Raw genomic sequence first — 21,914 nt, forward strand, 5'->3', positions numbered from 1 at the left:
ACTCCTTATTCGCGATGAAATGCATAGCGATTGATATTGGAAAACGCCATCAAAATATCGCGGGCATAATTCACCCTGGGATGAGCCAGGGCGCCCTTGCGCCAGGCTAGGTAAATATTATTCTCCGGCCCTTCGGGACCCAGGCTGACCAGGCGCCCGCTGCGCAGGTCGTCATAACATAAATAATCGGGCAATACCGAATAGCCCACGCCGGTGCGCACTATGCCGGCCAAGGCGCGAATATCCGGACAAGTAGCAATAATCTGCGAGCGGCAATGGGCCTTGAACACCACATCAAAATACTCGCGGATCAACGGCAACTGGGGACTGTAAGCGACTACCGGCAAGGTGTTGAGCAAATTGGCATCCATCTCCTGAGTCGGCAATGAGTCGGCCAGCAGTTTATGCGTCACTAACATCAACCGTTCCGAGTCCAGCACCTGATAGTCATACATGCTGCTATCGGGCAAGGAGGCGGTAATGGCCAAATCCGCGACGCCGTTATCCAGGGCCGAATAAATCTGCTCCCTATTACCGGGCAAAATGCTGACATCGACATGGCCACCCTGCAGCAGGTTGGCCAACTGAGCCGAGGCCACATAGCTGATGTATTCCGCCGGCCCGGCCAGGGTGATAGTGCCTCTCACCTCACTGGAGCGGCTGCGGGTGGAGGCCATTTTCTGCTCTATGGCATCAAAATGACAGCCGATTTGCGCCGCCAGCTCATGGGCTAGGTTGGTCGGCTCAACACCACGATGACGTCGGGTGAACAGGGTCTTGCCCACGGTCGACTCCACACTTTGAATATGTGCGGTTGCCGCCGGTTGAGACAAACCAAGGTTTTTCGCCGCCCGGGAAATATTCAGGCAGCGATACACCTCAACAAAGGTACGAAGCTGGACAAAGTAAGACATCAGATATTTTATACCTAACCCAAATTAAACTGAATTCTACTTATTATAGAGCTTAACTATACTGGATACATCTTTCACCTAACTTGGTTATCAACCAGAGGCACAGATGAGCTTGAAAAAAATTGCCGCGGTCTTCGCAACCGCTCTGTCACTGACGGCCACCAGCGCCGTACAAGCACAAGAAAATAGCGAACAGATACTGGTGCTCTTATCCAGCGAAACCCAGATGCAGCTTGCCGATGGCAGCAGCTATGAAACCGGTTATTACCTCAATGAATTCGGGGTGCCAGCGGACGAATTACTTAAGGCCGGTTATGAACTGGTTCTCGCCACACCCAAAGGCAACGCGCCGGCGGTTGATAAAAATTCGGTGCAGGCCATGTATTTTGGCGATGACGAGGCCGAAATGGCACGCATTCAAGAGGTGATCGCCAACCTTGAGGGGATTAACGACACTCACACGTTGAAGGAAGTGATCGAACAAGGCCTGGATCAATACAGCGGTGTCTTTATTCCCGGCGGCCATGCGCCGCTAATCGATTTAGCCAACAATGAAGATGTTCGCACCATATTGCAGCACTTTCATGAGCAAAGTAAGCCAACAGCGGCTATCTGCCACGGCCCCATTGCCTTGCTATCGGCCCAGCAAAGCCCAGTGGAGTACGAGCAAAACATTGCTCAAGGTGCCGAGGCACAAGCAACTGACTGGCTGTATGAGGGTTATAGCATGACCATCTTCTCTAACCCTGAAGAAGCGACTTTTGAAGGCTCATTAAATGGTAAGAAGCTACGTTATTACCCGGCAAAAGCCATGGCCACCGCGGGCAGCAAGATGCAATTTGCCGCCGATTGGCAACCCAATGTGGTGATCGATCGCGAGTTAATCACTGGGCAAAACCCGTTTTCAGACAAGCAACTGGCTAGCGCATTGATTTCTGCTTTGCAGCAGCGCAGTAAATAAGAAGTAGGAGTTACCATGTTAAATTTTGAGTTTAAGAACACCACGGAAATTCTTTTTGGCCAGGGCCAAGCCAAGCAAATCACCGCGCGCCTGGCACCCAGCGACAAGATTTTATTCTTATATGGTGGCGGTTCGATTAAGAAAAATGGCGTGTATGACGATGTGATCAGCGCCCTAGAGGGGTTCGATTTTGTGGAATTTGCCGGTGTCGAACCCAACCCCACCTATGAAACCCTGAGCGAAGCATTAGCCGTGGTAAAGGAGCACAAGATCACCTTTATTCTCGCGGTAGGCGGCGGCAGTGTCATCGATGGCGCCAAATACATCGCCGCCGCGGCACACTATGAGGGCGATGGCTGGGATATTCTCGTCAATGGCGCCGAGGTAAAAAGCGCGCTGCCCATAGGCGCGGTACTCACCCTGCCGGCAACCGGCTCGGAAAGTAATGGCAACTCAGTGGTTACCAAGAAGGCGACGCAACAAAAACGCGCCTTTGGTACACCCATAGTGCAGCCACAATTTGCCGTGCTCGACCCCACCTACACCTATTCGCTGCCGCCTCGTCAGGTAGCCAACGGTGTGGTCGATGCCTTTGTGCACGTGATTGAGCAATACCTCACCTACCCAGTCAATGCACCGCTGCAGGACCGCTTTGCCGAGGGCATTTTATCGACCCTGATCGAACAAGGCCCTCAGGCACTGGCCGAGCCGCAAAACTATGATGTGCGTGCCAATGTGATGTGGTCGGCGACCATGGCGCTCAATGGCTTAATCGGTCAAGGCGTCCCGCACGACTGGGCCACCCATATGATAGGTCATGAACTCACCGCCCTGTACAACCTGGACCACGCACAAACTCTGGCCATAGTGCTCCCGGCGCTGATGTTCGAGAAAAAAGCGCAAAAACGCGAGAAGATCCTACAACTGGGTCGTCGTGTATTTGCCCTTGAAAATGCCGATGAAGAAGCCTTGATTGACGCCACGATCAAAGCAGTTCAGGACTTTTTCGAACAAATGGGCGTTAAAACACGCTTAAGCGATTACGGCCTTCAGGAGCAGGCTGTGAGCGAGGCGGTAGACAATCTGCGCCGCAATGGCCTGACAGCACTCGGTGAACACGGTGATATTACCCCAGAAGTGGCCACCAAGATCCTGACGTTAGCGCTTTAAAATCTTGTCTTCAAAGGCCGCCTGGCGGCCTTTTCTCTTGCCCATCCCCCATCGCTTTGTTAGCGTGTTCGCTACTTAATCAGTACCTTCTAACCCCTTAATGCGCTTTATTACCATCACCGCCGAACTCAACGAGGCCATCGCCTCCCTGTTACACCGTTTTAATGAGTGTGGCTCAGCCCATCAACATGTGGCGCAAGCGCTGGCGGTGATCTACAAGCCCATAGAACTGCATGCCCTGGGACGCATTTTAGCGCACAGTGAATTACGCGCCCTTGAGGAAATTACCGATAAGGCACTCAAACATATCATCACCGATTTATGCACCCTGGAGCTAGTACAACAAAGCCGTCACGGTTACATCATCAATCGCCTGATTGCCAATGCCCTGGTAAAACGCTGTATAGGCAAAAATCTATTTGTGACCCTGCTTAGCGCCGCCGAGCAGGTGGCTCCCGTACTTAACAGCTACCAATGGCAAGACAACACCACGGATAAACACCGCTTGCTGCGCGATATGTATTTCCTTGGTGAGCAAGGGCGAGTGAAGGAACTGATGGAGCTGACGAAAAATCCCATGCAGCTTGATTGGCAACGCACGCCGGCGCTATGCAGCCTGGTGTTTTACCCTTTTAATCTTGATGAATTTAAGACCCTGGATGAACGCCTGCAGTATCAGGCCTTTGCCACCTTGCTGGCGGCACACAGGCAAAAAGGGCAAAGTACGGCGCAGCTTTTACATTGGCTGCATCAGGCCTGCGACGCCTTGCCAAAAAACCGCTGGCTACACTACCTAAAGGCCGAGCAATACCTGCTCGCGGGGCAACTGGACAAACTAAACGCACATCTCGATGAACAAGACAATTCTCTCTACAGCCTGTTGTTGCGTGCCAGCTTGGCATTTTTGCAGCAGCAGTATGCCAAGGCGATGCGCCTGTTTACCCAGGCCGAGCTGGAAAAAGGCCGCTATCAAAAACGTAAAAAGCCCTATATAGAGGGGCTGTATGGCCTCTTCTATCAGCTTACCTTGCTGGCATTGGGCAACGGTCAGCAAGGTGATACCTCATCCTGGCAGACGCTGCAAACCCAACTCGACAACCAACAGCAAGATAAACAACGTGGCGAGTTTGCACTGACCATTGATTTGGTGCTGCGACGCCTGTTACTGCACCTGCGAGGGCGCGATAACTACCTGTTTCGCCAAGAATATCTTAGCTACTGCCAAAAGGGTGAGCTTAACTATTACCTCTACGTGTGTTTTGCTTTAGCGGCTTACACCTGGAGTATGCGCACACCCGAGCCCTGGCTACTGGCATTAAAAGCCGAGGCCGAACGCTTTTTTGAGCATATTCAATGGCCGCTATTTACGTACTTTTTACTACAAATTTCCGGCGATTCGCCGAATTTTACGTTCAATATAACGCAATTAATGCGTTCTCAGGAAAGCTGGGATATTGCCCTTGAACAATTATTGGCACTGGACACCCCGGCGGCACAAAACAGCGAAGAGCCCAGCCGCGTCGTCTGGCAGCTGGATATTGGCCGTTTCGAGTCAAGCCTCAAAGCAAAAGAGCAAAAACGCACCAAGCAGGGCTGGAGCAAAGGCAAGGCGCTGAGCTTAAAACACTTGGTTAATGAACCGGAACGCTTTCATCTGAGCGAGCAGGACAAGGCCATTTGCGCCCATATTGAAACCAGCACGGGCAAGGATTATTACCGCAGCAAAGAGTATCGTCTCAACCTCAGTAGCGCCCTCCCCATTGTTGTTGGCGCCGATAACTTGGTCGATGGTGAAGGCCGGCCCCTGGAGTTGGTACAACGGGAACCGACCATTCGTATCGTCGCCCATGGTCCTGATTTAAGCGTAAGTATCGCTCATCTTCCCGCATTAACCGCGCACTCGGAGCCCCCCGTGGTCAGCCTAAAACACGTCCGCGACGGCTTAGCAGAATTTAGCATTTTCAACGCCAATCACCTTAAGGTCGCCAAAATTATCGGCGAATCCGGGTTAGTGATTCCGGCGCATGCAAAACAAAAAGCCATAGACAGCATTCGCGCCATAGCGCCACTGATCAATCTCGAATCGGATATCGAGGGGATTGGCGAAACCCTCACCCAAACCGAGCCGGATAAACACCTGGTGGTCAACATCACGCCACTGAAAACCGGGCTGAACTTCGACTGTGTGGTGATGCCTTTTGGCGAGCATGGTCCGACAATGAAGCCCGGGCTGGGCAGTCGCCATGTCAGCGCCCACATCAAGGGCAAACGCATCGCTCTGGAGCGCGATCTCGCCTATGAGCAGAGGTTACTGGAGCAGCTGGATAATCAATGCCCGGATTTTCAGGCCATGCAGGACACCTGTTTAGCTCAGACGGATTGGCAACTGGCACTGGCCACCCTGGAGCAGCTGCAACTGGCTCTTAGCAAACCCAACGTAGAGCTGCCAATCAAGCTACGCTGGCCGCGGGGCAAAACGCTGCATATGACCAAGCCGCTGAAAAGTGAGAATATTCAGTTAAGTATCAACCAACATAATGAGTGGTTCGATATTAGCGGCAGTGCCACCTTGGACGATGGCAAGATCTTGGAGTTACGCCAGCTCCTCGATGCCCTGGCCACCAGCGGCGGGCGTTTTATTACCTTGGAAGACAACCGCATTCTCGCCCTCAGTGAGCAGTTAAAAACCCAGCTTGATGTGCTCAACGGCGCCGCCGACCAAGGCTTCTATCATCCGCTGAGCAGTCGCCTTATTCGTGACCACACCACAGGCATGCGCATGCAAACCGTGCCCGGCTGGGAGCAATTACATCAACGCATGAGCGAAGCTAACGCCTTAACCCTGACCCTGCCCAATACCCTGCAGGCGCAACTGCGCGACTATCAGGTCGACGGCTTTGATTGGGCCATGCGCCTGGCCCATTGGGGTGCGGGCGGCTGTTTGGCGGACGACATGGGCCTTGGCAAAACCCTGCAGGCGCTGGCGGTACTGGTGGCACGCGCGGCAAAAGGGCCGACACTGATCATCGCCCCCACCTCGGTCTGTTTTAATTGGCAAAAGGAAGCGGCGAAATTTGCCCCGACCCTCAGGGTGCAGCTCTTTAGTGAGTTAAAAACTGCCGAGGCGCAACAAGCAGCCATAGAGCAAAGCGCCGCCTTCGATTGTTTGGTGATCAGTTACCAGCAAATGCAGCGTCATATTGAAACGCTGGAAAAAATTCGCTGGTGTACCATTGTCGCCGATGAGGCTCAGGCCCTGAAAAATCCGCTGGCCAAGCGTACTAGAGCCGCCTATGCCCTCAAGGGCGATTTCCGCCTGATCACCACGGGCACACCCATAGAGAATAACATCACCGAGTTGTGGAGCCTGTTTCGATTTATCAATCCTGGGCTGCTCGGCAACTTAAAACGTTTTGGCCGGCGCTTTGTGCTGCCCATCGATAATCAGCAGCAGGAGCCCGCCAAGGCACTCAAAGCCAAGCGCATACTTAAAGAGCTGATCAAACCCTTTATTCTGCGCCGCCTGAAGTCCGAGGTGCTAACCGAACTACCCGAACGCACGGATATCGATCAATTGATCACCCTCAGCGAGGATGAGCAGCACCTTTACGAAGCCCTGAGACAAAATGCCCTGGAACAATTAACGCAATTACAGCAGCTAGATAACCCGGGGGAGCAACGCATTCAACTGCTGGCCCAGTTAACCAAGTTGCGCCAGGCCTGCTGTCATCCACAATTGGTGGCCGAGCAAAGCACGCTAACCAGCAGCAAGCTTTCGGCCCTGGGGCACCTACTCGAGGAACTGCGCGACAACCATCATAAGGCGCTGATATTCAGCCAATTTGTTGGTCACTTGCAATTGATCCGCGAGTACCTGGAAGAACAGGGGATTGGCTATCAGTATCTTGATGGTTCGACGCCTGCGGCGGCCAGACAAACCCGCATTGACGCCTTTCAAAATGGCGCTGGCGAGGTGTTTTTGATCAGCCTTAAGGCCGGTGGTTCGGGGCTCAATCTCACCGCCGCCGACTATGTCATTCATATGGACCCTTGGTGGAACCCGGCGGTGGAGCAGCAGGCCTCGGATCGCGCTCATCGCCTCGGGCAAACCCGCCCGGTTACCGTCTATCGCCTGATTGCCAAGGGCACCATAGAAGAGAAGATCCTCGCCCTGCACCAACATAAACGGGATCTCGCCGACAGCCTGCTGAGCGATTACGACACGCCGCAATCCCTCTCCGTTGAGGAAATGATGGCGACCTTAAAGGAAGTGTTTTAGCGACCCTTCCTCCCCATAAAAAAGGCCCGCTAACAACGCGGGCCAAAGGTGCTCACAATAAGTACTGAACTAAGGCGTGGGCATCAACACGGTATCGATCACATGGATCACGCCATTGTCTGCGGCAACATTAGCGGCTACCACCTGCGACTGGTCGATATACAGCATGTTGTCTTGAATTGACAAGGTGGCCACATCGCCATTAGCCATAGTGATATCCGGATTGTCCGAGTTGGCTAGGGCAATCGCCGCATCCGATTGCACGGTTGCATCCGGGAACACATGGTATAAAAGCAGATCCGACAGGGCTTCGGCGTCGGCAAACAAGGCCTCTACGGTCGCTTCGTCTAACTTATCAAAAGCCGCGTCGTTGGGTGCAAATACGGTGAATTCGCGCTCCATATCGGCCAGTACCAGGTCCAACCCAGTAGTTTGCAGTGCCGCAACCAGGGTGGTGAAGTTGCCATCGGCAACGGCAATATCAACAATTGACTGAGCGGGGGCCGGTACTTGCACATCACCCACGACCACAGTGTCTAATACATGGATAATGCCGTTGGTTGTCATGATATCCGTCATGGTCACGGTAGCGTCACCAAATTTAAGGGTGTCGGATTCGGGGTCAATCATGATGTCTATCATGTTGCCGGAGAGTGTCTCGGCTTGCGTGCCGTTCAGGCTGAAAGCCGTGACCGCATCCACCTCGCCGCTGACCACATGCTGAAGCAAAATTTCGCTTAGCACCTCGGTATTGTTTAACAGGGTATTGATGGTCTCTTCGCCCAACGCCGCAAAGGCATCATCGGTAGGCGCGAAGACCGTATAGGTTTCACTCTCATCGCTTAGGGCGGCGACCAGAGTTGTAAAGTTACCTGCGGCGACGGCCGTTTCAACGATATTCATGGTCGGCATCTCGTCGCTTTGCGCGGGCGGCATCAGCACCGCATCGATCACATGGATCACGCCATTGGACGCCTTAATGTCTACCTGAGTGACGGTTGCGGTGTTGACCAGCAGATCATCTCCCGACAAGGATAAACCAATCGATGCACCATTGACCGTTGCCACGGTTGAGCCCGCGGCAGAGACGGCGGCACCCGATTCAACGCGAGAGTCGAGTACATGGTAGGTTAAAATCGTCGATAAGGTATCCGGGTCTTCAAGCAGTGCATTAATGGTGTCTTCGCCCAGCAAGGCAAACGCATCATCGGTTGGTGCAAAGACGGTGAACTGCGCATTCAGATCGCTGAGCGTGGCGTCCAACCCGGTTGCTTCAAGGGCGGCAACCAGGGTTTCGAAATCATCCGATGCAGCGGCCACATCCACCACGGAAGTTTGCGGCTGTTCCGGTTGTACTGGGGTTTTGTCGTTGTCATCGTCACTACAGGCAGCAGTAAGTACCAACAAACTGGGTAGCACTAGGGTTTTAAGTAGTTTATTCACGTTTTAATCCCTCATTAGTGTAACTGGATAGCCCTTGTTACTACGAGGGGGTGAGTAAAAAGCGATCAAAAAATTTACTATTTTTTCTTGGTGCTAGCGTAACCCTTTGAAAATTTTGGCGATTATTTAGAGCTGGTAGTGCTTAAAAAGAAGGGGAATTACCTAAAGTATTAACATGGCTCAGGCGAGCGTTTGCCGAAGAGTTCGCTGCAGAGCTCGTCGGGGGTGTAGGTATAGGCATACCGCACTAATCATCTTAATGCAGTATGCCAAGGCACTTACTTTTCTTTCATATTCCAAAGAATACCCTGATCCGAACCCATAACCGTGGTTGGCATTTGTCCGTTCCATGTTTGCGCACGCATGTACTCAACCAAAGTGGCGTTGTTCTTAATGGCTTCGGCTTTCTTTTGCATGGCTTCGGCTTCAGCCAAACCCTTCATACGAATAGCCTCCGCTTCGGCCTGGGCTTCAACCTTGATCGCATAGGCCAGACCATCGGCCTTGGCCTTGGCGGCATCACGTTGCGCATTCGCGGTGTTCACTTCCTGCTGCGCCTGCAGATTCTGGCGCTCTAGCTTGTGCTTTTCTGCCGCCGCCAGGTTTTTCTCGGTTTGCTTGGTTTCGATGGATTGAATGTATTTAGGTGGCAATACCAGGTCTTCAATTTGCGCCGAGTCCAGTTTAACCGGGTAGCTCTTCATTTCTTCCAGCAATAACTCTTCAATGCGGGCAATTACCTGTGAGCGGTTTTGGATCAGCTCTTCGGCCTTATAGCGCGCCAGAGCATCCTTAGTCGCGGAACGCAATTTAGGGTCAAGAATACGGCTTTCGAACTGAGTCAGGCCACCATAGCTTTTGAATAGATCAAAGGCTTCCTCACGATTGACCGTCCAGTTGATGCTCACTTCTGCGGTCAATGGCATCTGCTCATGGGTAGCGGCGCGCAGTTTTTCGACGTTTTTACGGGTACGTATCTCCAGCATTTCCACCGTATCGACAAAGGGGATCTTGGTATGCAGACCAGGGTTCACCTGCTCGGTGGCCTCACCAAAGCGCTTGATAATACCGACATGACCTTCATCTACGGTATACATGCTCTTGAACCCCACAAGCAGCAATACCAGCACCACGAAAATAGCGCCGATCAGTCCCTTCTTTTTGCCTACCGAGGCTGTGAGATCAGGCAAGTTATTGTTGTTATTCATTCTTTATACTCCTTGTAGCTAAGAACAAGGAGTATAAAGTAAGCGATTACAAATGTTAAATTAAGGTTTCGATTCTTCGCCACCCAGGCTGCGGTAAAACAGGGTGATTACCCGCTCTTTCGGCAACCAGTCCGCATATTTTAAATTCAGTTCGGCAAAGGGGTCGGCGGCAATTACCGCATCCAGGGTCTGCTCTTTTTCCATGGCCTCAAGCATAAGGGCTTTGGCCTTGGCCACCAAAGCCTGATACTGCATTAGTCCAGCCTTGTCGCTGATGGGCCCGTGTCCGGGGATCACCTGGGTGCTGTCGTCAATTTGCTCTAGCACACTTTGCAGCGCCGCTAAAATACCATCTACACTGCCCCCGCCATCGACATCAACATAAGGCAGACCACCGGTATTGAAATAGATATCTCCCATATGCACTATATTGGCGTCACTGAAGAACACCACCGCATCGCCATCGGTATGGGCGTGGGCATAATGCACCAGGCGCGCATGCTCACCATTAAAGTGCAAAGTCAGGTCGGCACCAAAGCTCAGGCGTGGTAAAAATTCAGAGCCCGCGCCATGCTTTTCTTCCAAGCGCTTGTGAACATTATGGTGGGCGATAACATGGGCCCCCGCCTGCGCAAACACCTCGTTACCACCGGTGTGGTCACCATGATAATGGGTGTTTAGCACAAACTCCGCGGCATTGGGGTTGAGCTCTTTGAGCTTGGCTTTGATTTGCGGCGCCAGCTTGGCGAATTGGTCATCGATAATATAGGTGCCATCGGCGCCCACATGGGCGGCAATGTTGCCACCGCGGCCAAACAAGACATAAATATGCTTGTCCAGTTGCTGAGTGGTTACCTCAACATCCTCTGCCTGTGCGGCCTTTACCGTTAGCGCGGTGACCACTGTGGCAACCAGAACCGCAATCATCATGCTGTTTTTACTCATTATTGTGTCCTTATGTAGCTTTTTAGCGATAATCCTAGTCTAGTTTATCGCCGCCAAATTGCGCGCACAGATAAGAGCCGCAACCTCACTCGGGTTGCGACCGCTGATAGACCTAACGAGCCGGACGGATCTCCAATCTGTGCTCTGGCGCGCCGGGTAGCAGGGGCGTGGCCTGGTGCGTGGCATACTGCTCATAACCGGCACGGTAAAAGGCCGACAAGGGATGCGCCGACTGGCCACCGGGAATGGCCATAATCGCCTGCTCTAACCTTCCCGGCTGGGCAATAAAGCGTTGTGAGGCACCAAAGTCGGTGCGCTGTACCGCCGGCATAAAGCTATCGCCAAAGGCCTCAACTTTAGGCATGTTCAACCAGCTCCCGAGCTGCGGGATTTGCTTGGCAAAAGGATGTTTCAGCTCCATGGCGTTGACATTACCCCAGCGCCAATTCGCCGTGTCTTCACCAAATTTACTGCGCAGACGCGCCAGCGCCAGATTAAAGCTCTTACTTAACAGCTGCTGTTTATCGGCAAAACCCCAGACACTTGGGTTGTCCAACAACTGCCAGGTGGCCGGCTCTAAATTGCGCTTGATGGGACCAAGGGAGAGCTCATGCTCCGCCAATCTGGCCTCAATATCGGCAAACAGGGTATCCATCACGGCGCTGCGAAAATAGCGCACCAGGGTATAACCTATGGAGTCGGCGCAGGCACAGCCCTGCCACTGCTCAACCAGAGCTAAATTCTGAGTACTGCCTTGCTCTTTGAGCGTTGCAACTAACAGCGCCTGCCACTTAGATAAGAAGCGCGCCTCATTATCGAGCTGCAAGGCTAAGAACGCCTGCTCATCAAAGGTGTTTTGGGCAAAAAGGCGGTCGCGTATTTGTTGCTGGCGGGGCCCTAGGGCATAGCCACCATCACCCAAACGGGCGTGCTCCTGAGTTGATATTACCCGCGCATTGGCGCTCCACAAACGACCCGAGTTAGGATTCATTACCCGTGGGCGCTGCGGTTCATTGTGGGACCAGTCGGACTGAAACTCTTCGGCAGCCAGAGCAATATCGCTTGGATTGGTACGCGCGGCAATGGCGCCCATGGGCTGCCAGCCAATTTGCCCTTGCTTATCCACCACCATTAAATTTTGCACCGGCATACCGGCATCATCGGCAATTTGAAACGCTTGGGTGACAGAGGAGGCAGTGGCGAGTTCCGCCAGATCCAGGTTTACCGCGTAGTCATAATGACCGACCCAACTGAGGGCATAGCGCTGGCCGTTGACCTTTTGCACTGGGCCATAATCACTCATTAAAAAACGGTATTCATAGGTTTTGCCACCGGCAATAGCGATAGTTTCCTGCACAGTTTCCAGCTTGGCATCGGCATTCAGGCGAACCCAATCCGAGGTATCCACATAGGCATTGGTAAAGCCCCAGGCAATATTATCGTTACTGCCGACAACAATCGCCGGCGCCCCAGGAAGCGACACTCCGGTGACCTGAATATCGGCGATATTTAACTGGGCGCGATACCAAATAATGGGCACGGCTAAACCCAAGTGCATATCATCGGCGACCATGGGCTGGCCGCTGCTGGTTAACTCCCCGGAGACCGCCCAATTATTGCTGCCCACCTCTCGCGAGGCGATAATTTCTGGCACAGAGGCGGTAAGATTTGCTGCAGACAGCATGGGAATGGCCAGTTCTTTCAGGTTTATTTCGCTGCCATCCAGCGCCGATTGGTAGGGACTGGGCTGGGTTAAGAATTCACGCATTTGCGCGGAATAAAGTTGTTCAATTTGCTCCAACACCATATCGCGATCAAAGGTGCCAGCCTGCAAGTCCAAGTACATGCTGTAGATCACCAGCAGGCTATCCTCTGGCTGCCAGGGTGTGACCTCGGCGCCGGTCAGCAGATATTCAAAGCCCTTTAACGACTGAGCTTGCAGCGCCTCGTTGACGCCACGGCTGTAACTGCTTAACAAGGTCTGCTGAGACTTGGGCAATTGCGCAAAAATACGCTCACTGCGCTGACGCAGCTGATGAAAGCGCATTTTTTTATCCAGCTCCAGTGCCGCCTCACCAAACAACTCGCTGAGCTCACCGGCTGAATTGCGGCGCAATAGATCCATTTGGAAAAATCTGTCCTGACCATGGGCAAAGCCCAGGCCATAGGCGGCATCATTCATGCTTTGTGCGTCGATAATGGCCTGCCCCAAGGCGTCACGTTTAATGGTAACCGTGCTCTCGATCGCATCACTGCTGCCACGGCCATCCAAGGTCGGTAAACTCAGCGACAGCAGGCCGTAAACCAGCGCGGTCACCAACAGCAGCCCTATAATGGCCGTCATTAAAATGCGCTTTCCCCATTTCAACATGTGTAACTTACCTATTTGTTAGCGTTTTTATTATTTTGAGCATTAGTGTATGACATTTTTTCAGCTTTGTTGGTGTCTTTTAATTGTGCGCGGGAATTAGGGCAAGGAGCAGCGCTCGGTATTTAGTTTTGGTTCTGCGTCGACAAGGGGGGAACAGGTTACCATTGGCTGCCTTATACCTTGGCGGCAAAGGCCGAGCTACAAGAGCTCCGCTGCGCGCTTTAACTTTTGGTTAAATACTTACATAATAGCGACTCACCATTGAGCTCAAGCGGGGGAGTTATGCGAGCCGAAATCGTTGCCGAAATGAAGGTGCAACCAAGCATTGATATTAACCAGGAAATTGCCCGTCGTGTGGCATTTATTAAGCACCGTCTGCAGCAGGCCCATTGCCATAGTTTGGTTTTAGGCATTAGCGGCGGCGTTGATTCCACCACCTGTGGTCGTTTGTGCCAATTGGCGGTGAACGAACTCAATGACGAGCATAACACCCATCAGTATCAGTTTATTGCCGTGCGTCTACCTTACGGCGTCCAGGCCGATGAACATGAGGCCCAGTTGGCCGTTGATTTTATACAGCCTAGCCAACGCGTGACCGTAAATATCAAACCGGCCAGCGATCATATGCATGATGAGGTTTTAGCAGGCTTGGCCGCGGGTACCGAGCTGGCCCTGCCGGCGCAGACCCAGGTGGACTTTATTAAGGGCAATGTGAAAGCACGCCAACGCATGATAGCCCAGTATGAGATCGCCGGCCTGACTCAAGGCCTGGTAGTCGGCACGGATCACAGCGCCGAAAACCTCACCGGCTTTTATACCAAATTTGGCGATGGCGCCTGCGATCTAGCGCCTTTATTCGGCCTATCCAAACGCCAGGTGCGCGCTTTGGCCGAAGCCTTGGGAGCGCCAAGGGATCTGGTGTACAAGGTTCCTACCGCGGATCTCGAGTGCGACCGCCCAGGACTGGCCGACGAGGTCGCCCTTGGCCTGAGTTACGACCAAATTGATGACTTTTTAGAAGGCAAACCGGTGAGCGCCGAAGTTGAAGCGCATATTATCGGCATCTACCAGCGCACCCAGCATAAGCGCCAACCCATACCTACCATCTACGATTGATCTGCTCGGGCACCGGTGTCTTGTCGGTGCCCTGCTTAGCCACCCGCCCAATAGCTTTTTCTTTGCTAACACAGTGATCGCCCACGCATTTGTATACGTAAACACTGCAATCACGAACTCATTTGTTTATAGTAAAGGTTATACGCTTTTAGCCTTTGGAAATTATGTCTTTTCCTATTTTAATTACCGGCGCCGGGCAGCGCATAGGCCTTGCTTTGGCCTCCCATTTGCTGGCCCAGGGTCACGACGTCATTATTAGTTACCGCACCCGGCATCCGGCAGTGGACGAGCTGGCGGCGCAAGGGGCAACCTGCATTGCCGCAGACTTTAACGACGATCACAGCATTTTGGAGTTTATTGACGAACTTCGCCGTCATACCAGTGGACTGCGGGCGATCATTCATAACGCCTCAAGTTGGGACTGCGAGGCCAACAACAGTGATTATGCCCAGCTGTTCGATGCCATGATGCGCATTCATGCCAAGGTGCCCTATTTAATCAATCAGTACTGCGCCGATATGCTGGAGCAGGCCGAGGGCTACGCCGATGTGATTCACCTGACCGACTATGTGGTCGAAACCGGCAGCCCCAAACATCTGGCCTATGCCGCCTCCAAGGCTGCGCTCGACAACCTGACCAAGTCGTATGCCGCCAAATGGGCGCCGAAGATAAAGGTCAATGCCATTGCCCCGTCGCTGATTATTTTCAATGACCATGACGATGAGCAGTACAAGCAAAAGACCTTAACCAAATCCCTAATGGGCATAGAGCCCGGCTGCCAGGAAATTATTGCCGCCGTGGAGCTGCTGCTCAATAGTCATTACATTACCGGGCGCAGCCTCGCCATCGACGGCGGCCGCCACCTAAAATAGACGAGAACAGTATGCAAGACGATTTAAAACACAGCTTTAAGCAGATCATCAGCGCCGTTGGCGAAGACCCACAGCGAGAAGGCCTGCTCGACACCCCGAAACGCGCCGCCAAGGCCATGGAATACCTTACCAAGGGCTATCGACAAACGCTTGAAGAGATCACTAACAATGCGGTGTTCTCTTCTGATGCGGATGATATGGTTCTGGTGCAGGACATTGAGCTTTATTCCATGTGCGAGCACCATTTACTGCCCTTCGTCGGTAAGGCCCATATCGCCTATATCCCGGATGGTAAGGTGCTGGGGCTATCGAAATTTGCCCGCATCGTCGACATGTATGCGCGTCGCTTTCAAATTCAGGAGCAACTCACCCATCAGATCGCCAAGGCGGTTGAACAGGTGACTGGCGCCAAGGGCGTGGGTGTGATCATTGAAGCCCAGCATATGTGTATGATGATGCGTGGCGTGGAAAAGCAGAATTCAAAAATGCGTACGTCCGTGATGCTGGGCAATTTCCGCACCGACTCAAAAACCCGCAACGAATTTTTACAGCTGGTGAAAAACTAATGACCAATGCCATTATCAATGTCACCAACCTCAGGCTGCGCACCTATATAGGTTTTAATCCCGAGGAGCGGGAAAAGAAGCAGGACGTAGTGATCAACCTAGAGATTCATTACCCGGCTGATAAGGCCTGCGAGCAAGATGAAGTAGCTCAGGCGCTCAACTATAAAACTATCACCAAGGCGGTGATCGAGCTGGTAGAGCAGGGGCATTTTCTGTTATTGGAAAAGTTGGTGGCGGAGATTTTGGCCTTGTGTCATAGCCACCCCAGCGTGCACTACGCCAAGGCGAGAGTCGATAAACCCCATGCCTTGCGTTTTGCCGATTCGGTGTCGCTGACCTTGGACTGGCAACGCCCTCAGTAGCGAGCGCTTAGAGGAACTCTTCAAGCCCGAGCGCCATCAGGATCACCAGCAGATAGCGGGCGCCTTTGCCTATGCTGACCAGCAGCAGAAACAGACTAAAGCGCACCCGAAATACGCCGCCAATTAAGGTCAGCGGATCGCCCACCACTGGCAGCCAGGCAAACAGCAAACTGTATACACCAAAGCGATTAAACTGCTGCTGCGCCCTGGCCATGCCCTTGGCGGAAACGGGAAACCATTTTCTATCGGCAAAGCGAGTCACCTGGGTTCCCAAGGCATAGTTCACACAACTGCCCAAGACATTGCCAAAGGTGGCGCTGAGCCAGAGTAAGGGCAAGGACAACCCGCCCTTAACCACCATGGCACTGAGCATCAGCTCCGAAGAGCTGGGCAGCAGGGTGGCAGCAATAAAGGCGCTCAATAACAGGCTTAAATAGGCCATAATTCCTAGGGTCTGTTGACCTTTGTTGTTTGTTTCTGCAGCAGTTTGTAGTGTATTTATACAAGGCGGCACATGTGTGGTGTAGTTATTCTCGGCTTTGGCTCCTGCGTCGCTCTACCGCCTACATCCATGTAGGCGTACATTAACATGTAACAACACAGTAGAAATGCGCTACAAGCGCTGCCCTACGGGTTCATCTAAACGCATTCTGCTACCGATCTCACCATTTATAAGAATTTAATGGTAAACGGATAACTAAACTCTTTGCCCTCATAGGCCTTGATCGAGGCCACAATCACCATGATAAAGGAGAACAAGGCGACGATTGGCAGCAGCAGAATACCCACGGCGACAAAAATCAAAATAAAACAAACGATATAGGCGATCAGCATGGTGAGCTGAAAGTTCAATGACTCGCGGCCATGACGATCGACAATAGGCATCTCTTCTTTTTTCACCAACCAGATAATCAAAGGGCCTAAAATTGAGCCAAAAGGTACGATAAAACCGGCCAAAGCCGCTAAATGGCACAACATCGCCATGCTCTTCTCATCGTTGCTTTTCGCCGTGTCATTTTTTTCAGGTAATACGGGTTCCATGTTCACTCCTGTGATTGTTGTTAAGTTACTGAGATTCTCAGTTTTATTGCCTAGTGTCCAGCTTTTCGCCAGAGCAAAATTCTATCCTTCATCGGCAATTACCGCTAGACTAACGACATTGTCATTCTTTCAGTGAGAGTCAGTGTGAACACAGATGTCGTTAATATTCTCACCATGGCAAAGGTGATTCAAACCGCCGTTGCCCCGGTTTTCCTTATCACGGGTATCGCCGCCACCTTGGGGGTACTATCAAATCGTTTAGCGCGCATCACAGACCGGGCTCGCACTCTTGAGCGTAAACTAAAAACTAGCAGCGATGAAGATTTTAACCGCTCCCTGACCACAGAATTGCGTGCCCTGCTTAAACGCGCCCGCTATATTCATCTGGCTTTTAGCTTAAGCGTACTTAGCGCCACCTTGGTAAGCGCCGTGGTTATGCTGCTTTTTATGGCTAATATTCAATCGGTTAACCTGGGAACCGCGATAGCCTTGTGCTTTATGATTGCCATGGTGCTGCTGATCCTGGCATTTATTTCCCTGCTTGCCGAGGTTTATCTTGCCTTTAGAAGCATGCGTCGGGGGATGATTTTTGCCGATATCGACCTAGGCGAGTAAATACTTCTTCACAGTGCTGACAGGTCTGTACAATGCTAATTACCGAGCCAGGCTTGTCTTCGCTGCATCCCTTAGGTAAAAAGGGACACAACTTTTATAATAATGGACTAATGGAATGAAACTACACTCTATTATCACTGCAATCGCGCTGGCTGCCAGCTCATCATCAGCCTTAGCAAGCTCGGTTTTTGAAAAACCTGAAGATGCTATCGACTACCGTAAATCGACATTCTCACTGCTCCGTGTACAAATCGCCGATATGGGTGACATGCTTAAAGGCAAGGTACCTTTCGAGGCCGAGCGTTTTGCCATGCGTGCTAACAATGCCGCAGCCCTTTCACAAATGCCTTGGGAAGCCTTCGGTGCCGGCACTGACAAGGGCGACACCAGCGCACTACCAGCTATCTGGGAAGACCGTGCGACCTTTGATGCTAAAGCAGATGCCTTTGCAAAATACGCACAAGAGCTAGCGGTAGCAGCACAAAGCGGCGATAAAGAAACTATCGTACCAGCTTTCCAAAACTGGGCGAAAGGCTGTAAAGACTGCCACAATTCGTTTAAAGACTAAGCTCTTTAAGCAATAAAAAAACGGCGCAATAAGCGCCGTTTTTTGTGCCCAAATATTAGCTTAGCCGCGACGACGACGTAACCATAACGCCGGTGCCATCAGCAGAGTCAACCAGGCCCAAGTACCTGAGCTAGTGCTCTTCTTAGGTTCAACCTTAGGCTGTGTTGTCGGCTGCTCAGAAATCTCGTCGGCCAGGTTATTCACCTTAACAACAACAGTTGCTTCATTTGAAATGTGGCCAAAGGTGTCGGTGGCAACCACTGTCAAAGTGATCTGCTCAAGGCCAGCGTCAAAGTCCAACTGCTCGGCATTGGCCACAAGCACTTCGCCCATGTCATTAATTTCTACCGCCGTTGAAGTAGAGCCGGTGACGATAAACTCAGAGATAGCACCGGCCAGCGGCGCATTACGCATTGCCGATAGAGTACCAATTACTGTGCCATCAACAGTGTTTTCATCAACGCTGAATTCGGCATCGGCCAGGCTTGGTGCCACTTTCATATCGTCACCAATCGAAGCGACAACCGGGGTCGAGCCTGAAGCAGACAAGATGGTGAAGTCAGCATCGGTAAATAGCAATTGTGCCGATTCACCCGGAGCCAGACTTGCAACTTCATTCCCCTGTGCATCTACCGCCATTGCCGCAACATTTGCTAGGGCAAAGTCGTAACTACCTTGCGCACTGTCTACCGCATTGGCACCTGAACCATCATAGTAACCTTCGCCTACCCTAAAGCGGACGGTGGCATCAAGAGTACCCAGCTCTGCAGCGGTTAGACCATAGTCTTCAAGACAGTTTTGCAGGGTTACATAATTGGTTCCGCTATCAAAGTACAGGTTGCTCAATGCGTAAGTTGGCACAGAGTAAGTAACCGGAATTGGCGGTAACGGCACAGTAGTTTCAAATGAGCGGTAGCTCAATGAATGCACACGCGCATCCCATACACCATCGCTTTCTAAATCGAAATCGGCGGCAAAGTTACCGATAAAGTTAGAGGCAATAGCCTGGTTCAAGACTATGGTAGTAAACACACCGTAGCCAGAATCACAGAAGGATGTGGGTACTTCGAAAGTTTCAACACTGCCAGAAACTATGTCCAGACGCTCGCTGTCACCAACCGCATCGGTGGCAACATTTGCAATGATCATAGGTATAAAATCGGTAACACCTTCGTTGGTAACCGTATATACCACACCTTCTTCGGCCTTTTGCGCATCTAATACAGGTTTTGCTGCGGCACGTGGCAGCACGTGATATACCAGATGTAAGGCATGCTCACCACCTTCATTGAATACCAGGGCACCGTCTAGCTCAGATTTGGTCAGTAACGGACCTGCCTCATTTTTCCAGGTGTTAGAGAAGTCCACGCCCCATTGCGGCAACTTGGCAGGGTCTATGGTTACGGTTACATCGAACTCAACAGTTTGACCTGCTGGCACAGTCACTGACGAAGGGTATTCCGCCATGATGGCGCCAGACTCCGCATCATCCGCATAGCGCTGCTGCCAAGCCAGATCGTATGTTTTCGCCGTATTTGAGAAGTTCTTAACCTGTACCGTCTTGGTCATGGTGGCCACTTCTGCCAGGCTGTGTAAACCAAACGATAGTGCTGCCTGACGGGTGTCTTTAGCCCAGGCAGCTACCGGTAAGTTGGCTGCTTTTTCAACATCTACCAGACCCGCCCCAATAATACTGATTGGCGCCAGTTCGGCATTTTCATCCAGCTCTCGTGGTGTCATAGTGACATCCATGTTCGCCGCATTCATAAGCGTTGCTTTTAGTTCAAAGGCATTACGCTCTGGTAGAGCTTCTTTTAGGATACTCATAGCACCCGCCGTAATTGGGCCGGAGAATGAAGTACCGTTAGCACCACTTAAACCATCGCCCGTACCAGGGTGGGCGGTCATAATATTTACGCCAGGAGCGGTAATTTCCGGCTTAAGCAAGCCGCTTACCGAAGGTCCACGTGAGCTGAAGTCAGCAACAGCACCGGCGGTGGTCGCCAGCGTTAATTCAACAGCAAAGGCTGCGCCTTCTTTAAGCTGTAAACCTGTAGCCTTGTTCACACCCACAGATGGGATGGTAACCGCTGCATCGAAGCCGCCCATAGGTGCCGGGGTGCCGTCATCGCTATTGTTGGCGATAATAACAAAGGCCGCGCCCTTTTCCTGCGCCGCCAATACCTTAAGGGTGAAAGCACAACCACCACGATCAAGAATCACCGCCTTGCCGGTAAAATCAACATCATCGGCAAAAGCAACACAAGCGGTTTGATTCGATTCCGGGTAAACAACTTCAATATCATCGCTATTAAAGCTGCCTACACCCGGACCAAAGCTGGCGCCCTGGAATACCGCTTCGGCCCCGGCTACCGTACCCTTGGCAATGCTCACTTCTTCCGCTGGATGCGTCATCGCGCCCACAGAAAGAGCGTGCTCGGTCGTGCTCGGACCACCAACAATGTATGGAATATCGCCATCGTTACCGGCAGAGACCACCACATTGGTGCCCAAGGCCACGGCGCGGTTAATAAACAGGCCTACGGCGCTTTCGGCGATATCGCCAAAGTCACCACCGAGTGACATATTGATCACATCAACCCGATCTTCAATATCCATGTCTTGGTTAGGATCCATAGCCGCTTCCAAGGCCATAAGCTGGGCCTTACCCGAACATCCACCTGCACACACGGAATACACGAATAATTCAACATCTGGGGCAATACCGGTTACCGAGTGAGATACATGGGTACCGTGGTTAGTGCCATTGTCGATTGGATCTGGGTCCATATTGACGAAGTCATAACCGCCTTTAACTATACCCTGCGGCCAGGTGACTGATTCATCGGCAGTGGCTGCGGCATAGGCCTCAAGCGTACCTTCACCCCCAAAGGCAGCATGAGTGTAGTCGATACCCGTATCTAGTACGGCCACACGTACGCCCTTACCGCTGGCAAGACCATTTTCAACCAAGGGTGTGGCCTTAACATAATCGGCGCTGTCTGCTACCGCCAGCTCGTAATCATAAACGGGATATACGGCTTTAACCTCGGTATGGTTTTCCAACTGACGTATATCGGTTTCCTGGCCATCAACAACCAAGGCATTAGCAAGCTTAGAGGTGCGGGAAATAACCTTAAGGTTAAGATCCATGCTCTGCATATCGCTCATTACACGCTGCTGCATATCGCTAATGTTGGCACTCACAGTGGCCTGTTGCGACTTATTAACACCGTAGAGCGACTGACCATTTAATTCGACCAACCAGGCAACCGCAGTTTTTTCTTGTTGTTTAAATTCAGCGACCTGACGCTCTACATTCACCTTGTACTGAGAATCCAGAGTCTTAGCTTGCGATTCTAGAGTGGCACTTACAGCCGGGGCGCTCATCAGCGCAGAAGAGATGCCTAACGCAATTGCGCTGCGGCGAAGATTTTGCTTCATACAAATACCTGTTTTAATTGTTAGCATTACTGCTTTATT

17 protein-coding genes are annotated in these 21,914 nt (G+C 51.9%); 9 read left to right on the forward strand and 8 right to left on the reverse strand.

Annotated features, from left to right (window positions below):
• Positions 1 to 5: 5 nt before the first annotated feature.
• On the reverse strand, positions 6 to 914 hold the full coding sequence (locus C2M17_RS12710) for a LysR family transcriptional regulator (RefSeq protein WP_105201120.1): 909 nt from the start codon (positions 912 to 914) through the stop codon (positions 6 to 8).
• 106 nt (positions 915 to 1,020) lie between these two features.
• Here C2M17_RS12710 and C2M17_RS12715 point away from each other — a divergent pair, with 106 nt between their 5' ends.
• The 3 genes from C2M17_RS12715 to C2M17_RS12725 all read left to right on the forward strand — a co-directional run bounded on the left by C2M17_RS12715 (position 1,021) and on the right by C2M17_RS12725 (position 7,324).
• Positions 1,021 to 1,875: a type 1 glutamine amidotransferase domain-containing protein gene (locus C2M17_RS12715; protein WP_105201121.1), complete on the forward strand. Its 855-nt coding sequence runs from the start codon at positions 1,021 to 1,023 to the stop codon at positions 1,873 to 1,875.
• 15 nt (positions 1,876 to 1,890) lie between these two features.
• Positions 1,891 to 3,045, forward strand: coding sequence for an iron-containing alcohol dehydrogenase (locus C2M17_RS12720; RefSeq protein ID WP_105201122.1), 1,155 nt, complete (start codon positions 1,891 to 1,893; stop codon positions 3,043 to 3,045).
• A gap of 100 nt (positions 3,046 to 3,145) precedes the next feature.
• On the forward strand, positions 3,146 to 7,324 hold the full coding sequence (locus C2M17_RS12725) for a DEAD/DEAH box helicase (protein WP_105201123.1): 4,179 nt from the start codon (positions 3,146 to 3,148) through the stop codon (positions 7,322 to 7,324).
• Between the two features lie 69 nt (positions 7,325 to 7,393).
• Here C2M17_RS12725 and C2M17_RS12730 read toward each other — a convergent pair whose 3' ends face one another.
• The 4 genes from C2M17_RS12730 to C2M17_RS12745 all read right to left on the reverse strand — a co-directional run bounded on the left by C2M17_RS12730 (position 7,394) and on the right by C2M17_RS12745 (position 13,291).
• Positions 7,394 to 8,767 (reverse strand): fasciclin domain-containing protein, encoded by a 1,374-nt coding sequence (locus C2M17_RS12730; protein ID WP_105201124.1) that lies wholly within the window; start codon positions 8,765 to 8,767, stop codon positions 7,394 to 7,396.
• 278 nt (positions 8,768 to 9,045) lie between these two features.
• On the reverse strand, positions 9,046 to 9,975 hold the full coding sequence (locus C2M17_RS12735) for an SPFH domain-containing protein (RefSeq protein ID WP_105201125.1): 930 nt from the start codon (positions 9,973 to 9,975) through the stop codon (positions 9,046 to 9,048).
• Positions 9,976 to 10,035: 60 nt separating this feature from the next.
• Positions 10,036 to 10,902, reverse strand: a complete 867-nt coding sequence (locus C2M17_RS12740) for an MBL fold metallo-hydrolase (protein ID WP_233997997.1) — start codon at positions 10,900 to 10,902, stop codon at positions 10,036 to 10,038.
• A 130-nt stretch (positions 10,903 to 11,032) separates the two neighbouring features.
• Positions 11,033 to 13,291, reverse strand: a complete 2,259-nt coding sequence (locus C2M17_RS12745) for a penicillin acylase family protein (RefSeq protein WP_105201127.1) — start codon at positions 13,289 to 13,291, stop codon at positions 11,033 to 11,035.
• A 282-nt stretch (positions 13,292 to 13,573) separates the two neighbouring features.
• On the opposite strand from C2M17_RS12745, the gene nadE reads away from it, so the two are divergent.
• The 4 genes from nadE to folX all read left to right on the forward strand — a co-directional run bounded on the left by nadE (position 13,574) and on the right by folX (position 16,207).
• A complete protein-coding gene (gene nadE, locus C2M17_RS12750) occupies positions 13,574 to 14,407 on the forward strand; it encodes an ammonia-dependent NAD(+) synthetase (RefSeq protein ID WP_105201128.1) in 834 nt (277 codons plus the stop codon).
• Between the two features lie 164 nt (positions 14,408 to 14,571).
• Positions 14,572 to 15,279 (forward strand): dihydromonapterin reductase, encoded by a 708-nt coding sequence (gene folM / locus C2M17_RS12755; protein ID WP_105201129.1) that lies wholly within the window; start codon positions 14,572 to 14,574, stop codon positions 15,277 to 15,279.
• Positions 15,280 to 15,290: 11 nt separating this feature from the next.
• Complete coding sequence (gene folE, locus C2M17_RS12760; protein WP_105201130.1) at positions 15,291 to 15,845, forward strand: GTP cyclohydrolase I FolE; 555 nt, start codon at positions 15,291 to 15,293, stop codon at positions 15,843 to 15,845.
• Positions 15,845 to 16,207, forward strand: coding sequence for a dihydroneopterin triphosphate 2'-epimerase (folX, locus tag C2M17_RS12765; RefSeq protein WP_105201131.1), 363 nt, complete (start codon positions 15,845 to 15,847; stop codon positions 16,205 to 16,207). Before folE ends, folX begins: the two co-directional genes overlap by 1 nt.
• Positions 16,208 to 16,214: 7 nt before the next feature.
• Here folX and C2M17_RS12770 read toward each other — a convergent pair whose 3' ends face one another.
• Both C2M17_RS12770 and C2M17_RS12775 read right to left on the reverse strand, forming a co-directional pair.
• The gene (locus C2M17_RS12770) at positions 16,215 to 16,649 is read right to left on the reverse strand and encodes a YqaA family protein (RefSeq protein WP_105201132.1); all 435 of its coding nucleotides are present in this window, start codon (positions 16,647 to 16,649) and stop codon (positions 16,215 to 16,217) included.
• A gap of 227 nt (positions 16,650 to 16,876) precedes the next feature.
• Positions 16,877 to 17,248, reverse strand: a complete 372-nt coding sequence (locus C2M17_RS12775; RefSeq protein WP_105201133.1) for a DUF4870 domain-containing protein — start codon at positions 17,246 to 17,248, stop codon at positions 16,877 to 16,879.
• 144 nt (positions 17,249 to 17,392) lie between these two features.
• Between C2M17_RS12775 and C2M17_RS12780 the strand changes: the two genes are divergently transcribed.
• Positions 17,393 to 17,863 carry a DUF2721 domain-containing protein gene (locus C2M17_RS12780; RefSeq protein WP_105201134.1) on the forward strand — a complete coding sequence of 157 codons (471 nt, stop codon included), beginning with the start codon at positions 17,393 to 17,395 and terminating at the stop codon, positions 17,861 to 17,863.
• A 115-nt stretch (positions 17,864 to 17,978) separates the two neighbouring features.
• Positions 17,979 to 18,431 (forward strand): c-type cytochrome, encoded by a 453-nt coding sequence (locus C2M17_RS12785; protein ID WP_105201135.1) that lies wholly within the window; start codon positions 17,979 to 17,981, stop codon positions 18,429 to 18,431.
• Positions 18,432 to 18,491: 60 nt separating this feature from the next.
• On the opposite strand, the gene C2M17_RS12790 is transcribed toward C2M17_RS12785, so the two are convergent.
• On the reverse strand, positions 18,492 to 21,875 hold the full coding sequence (locus C2M17_RS12790) for a S8 family serine peptidase (RefSeq protein WP_105201136.1): 3,384 nt from the start codon (positions 21,873 to 21,875) through the stop codon (positions 18,492 to 18,494).
• Positions 21,876 to 21,914 lie beyond the last annotated feature (39 nt).

Origin of the sequence: Pseudoalteromonas sp. T1lg10 (genome assembly GCF_002964545.1) — a bacterium.
In the GTDB taxonomy this organism is placed as follows: domain Bacteria; phylum Pseudomonadota; class Gammaproteobacteria; order Enterobacterales; family Alteromonadaceae; genus Pseudoalteromonas.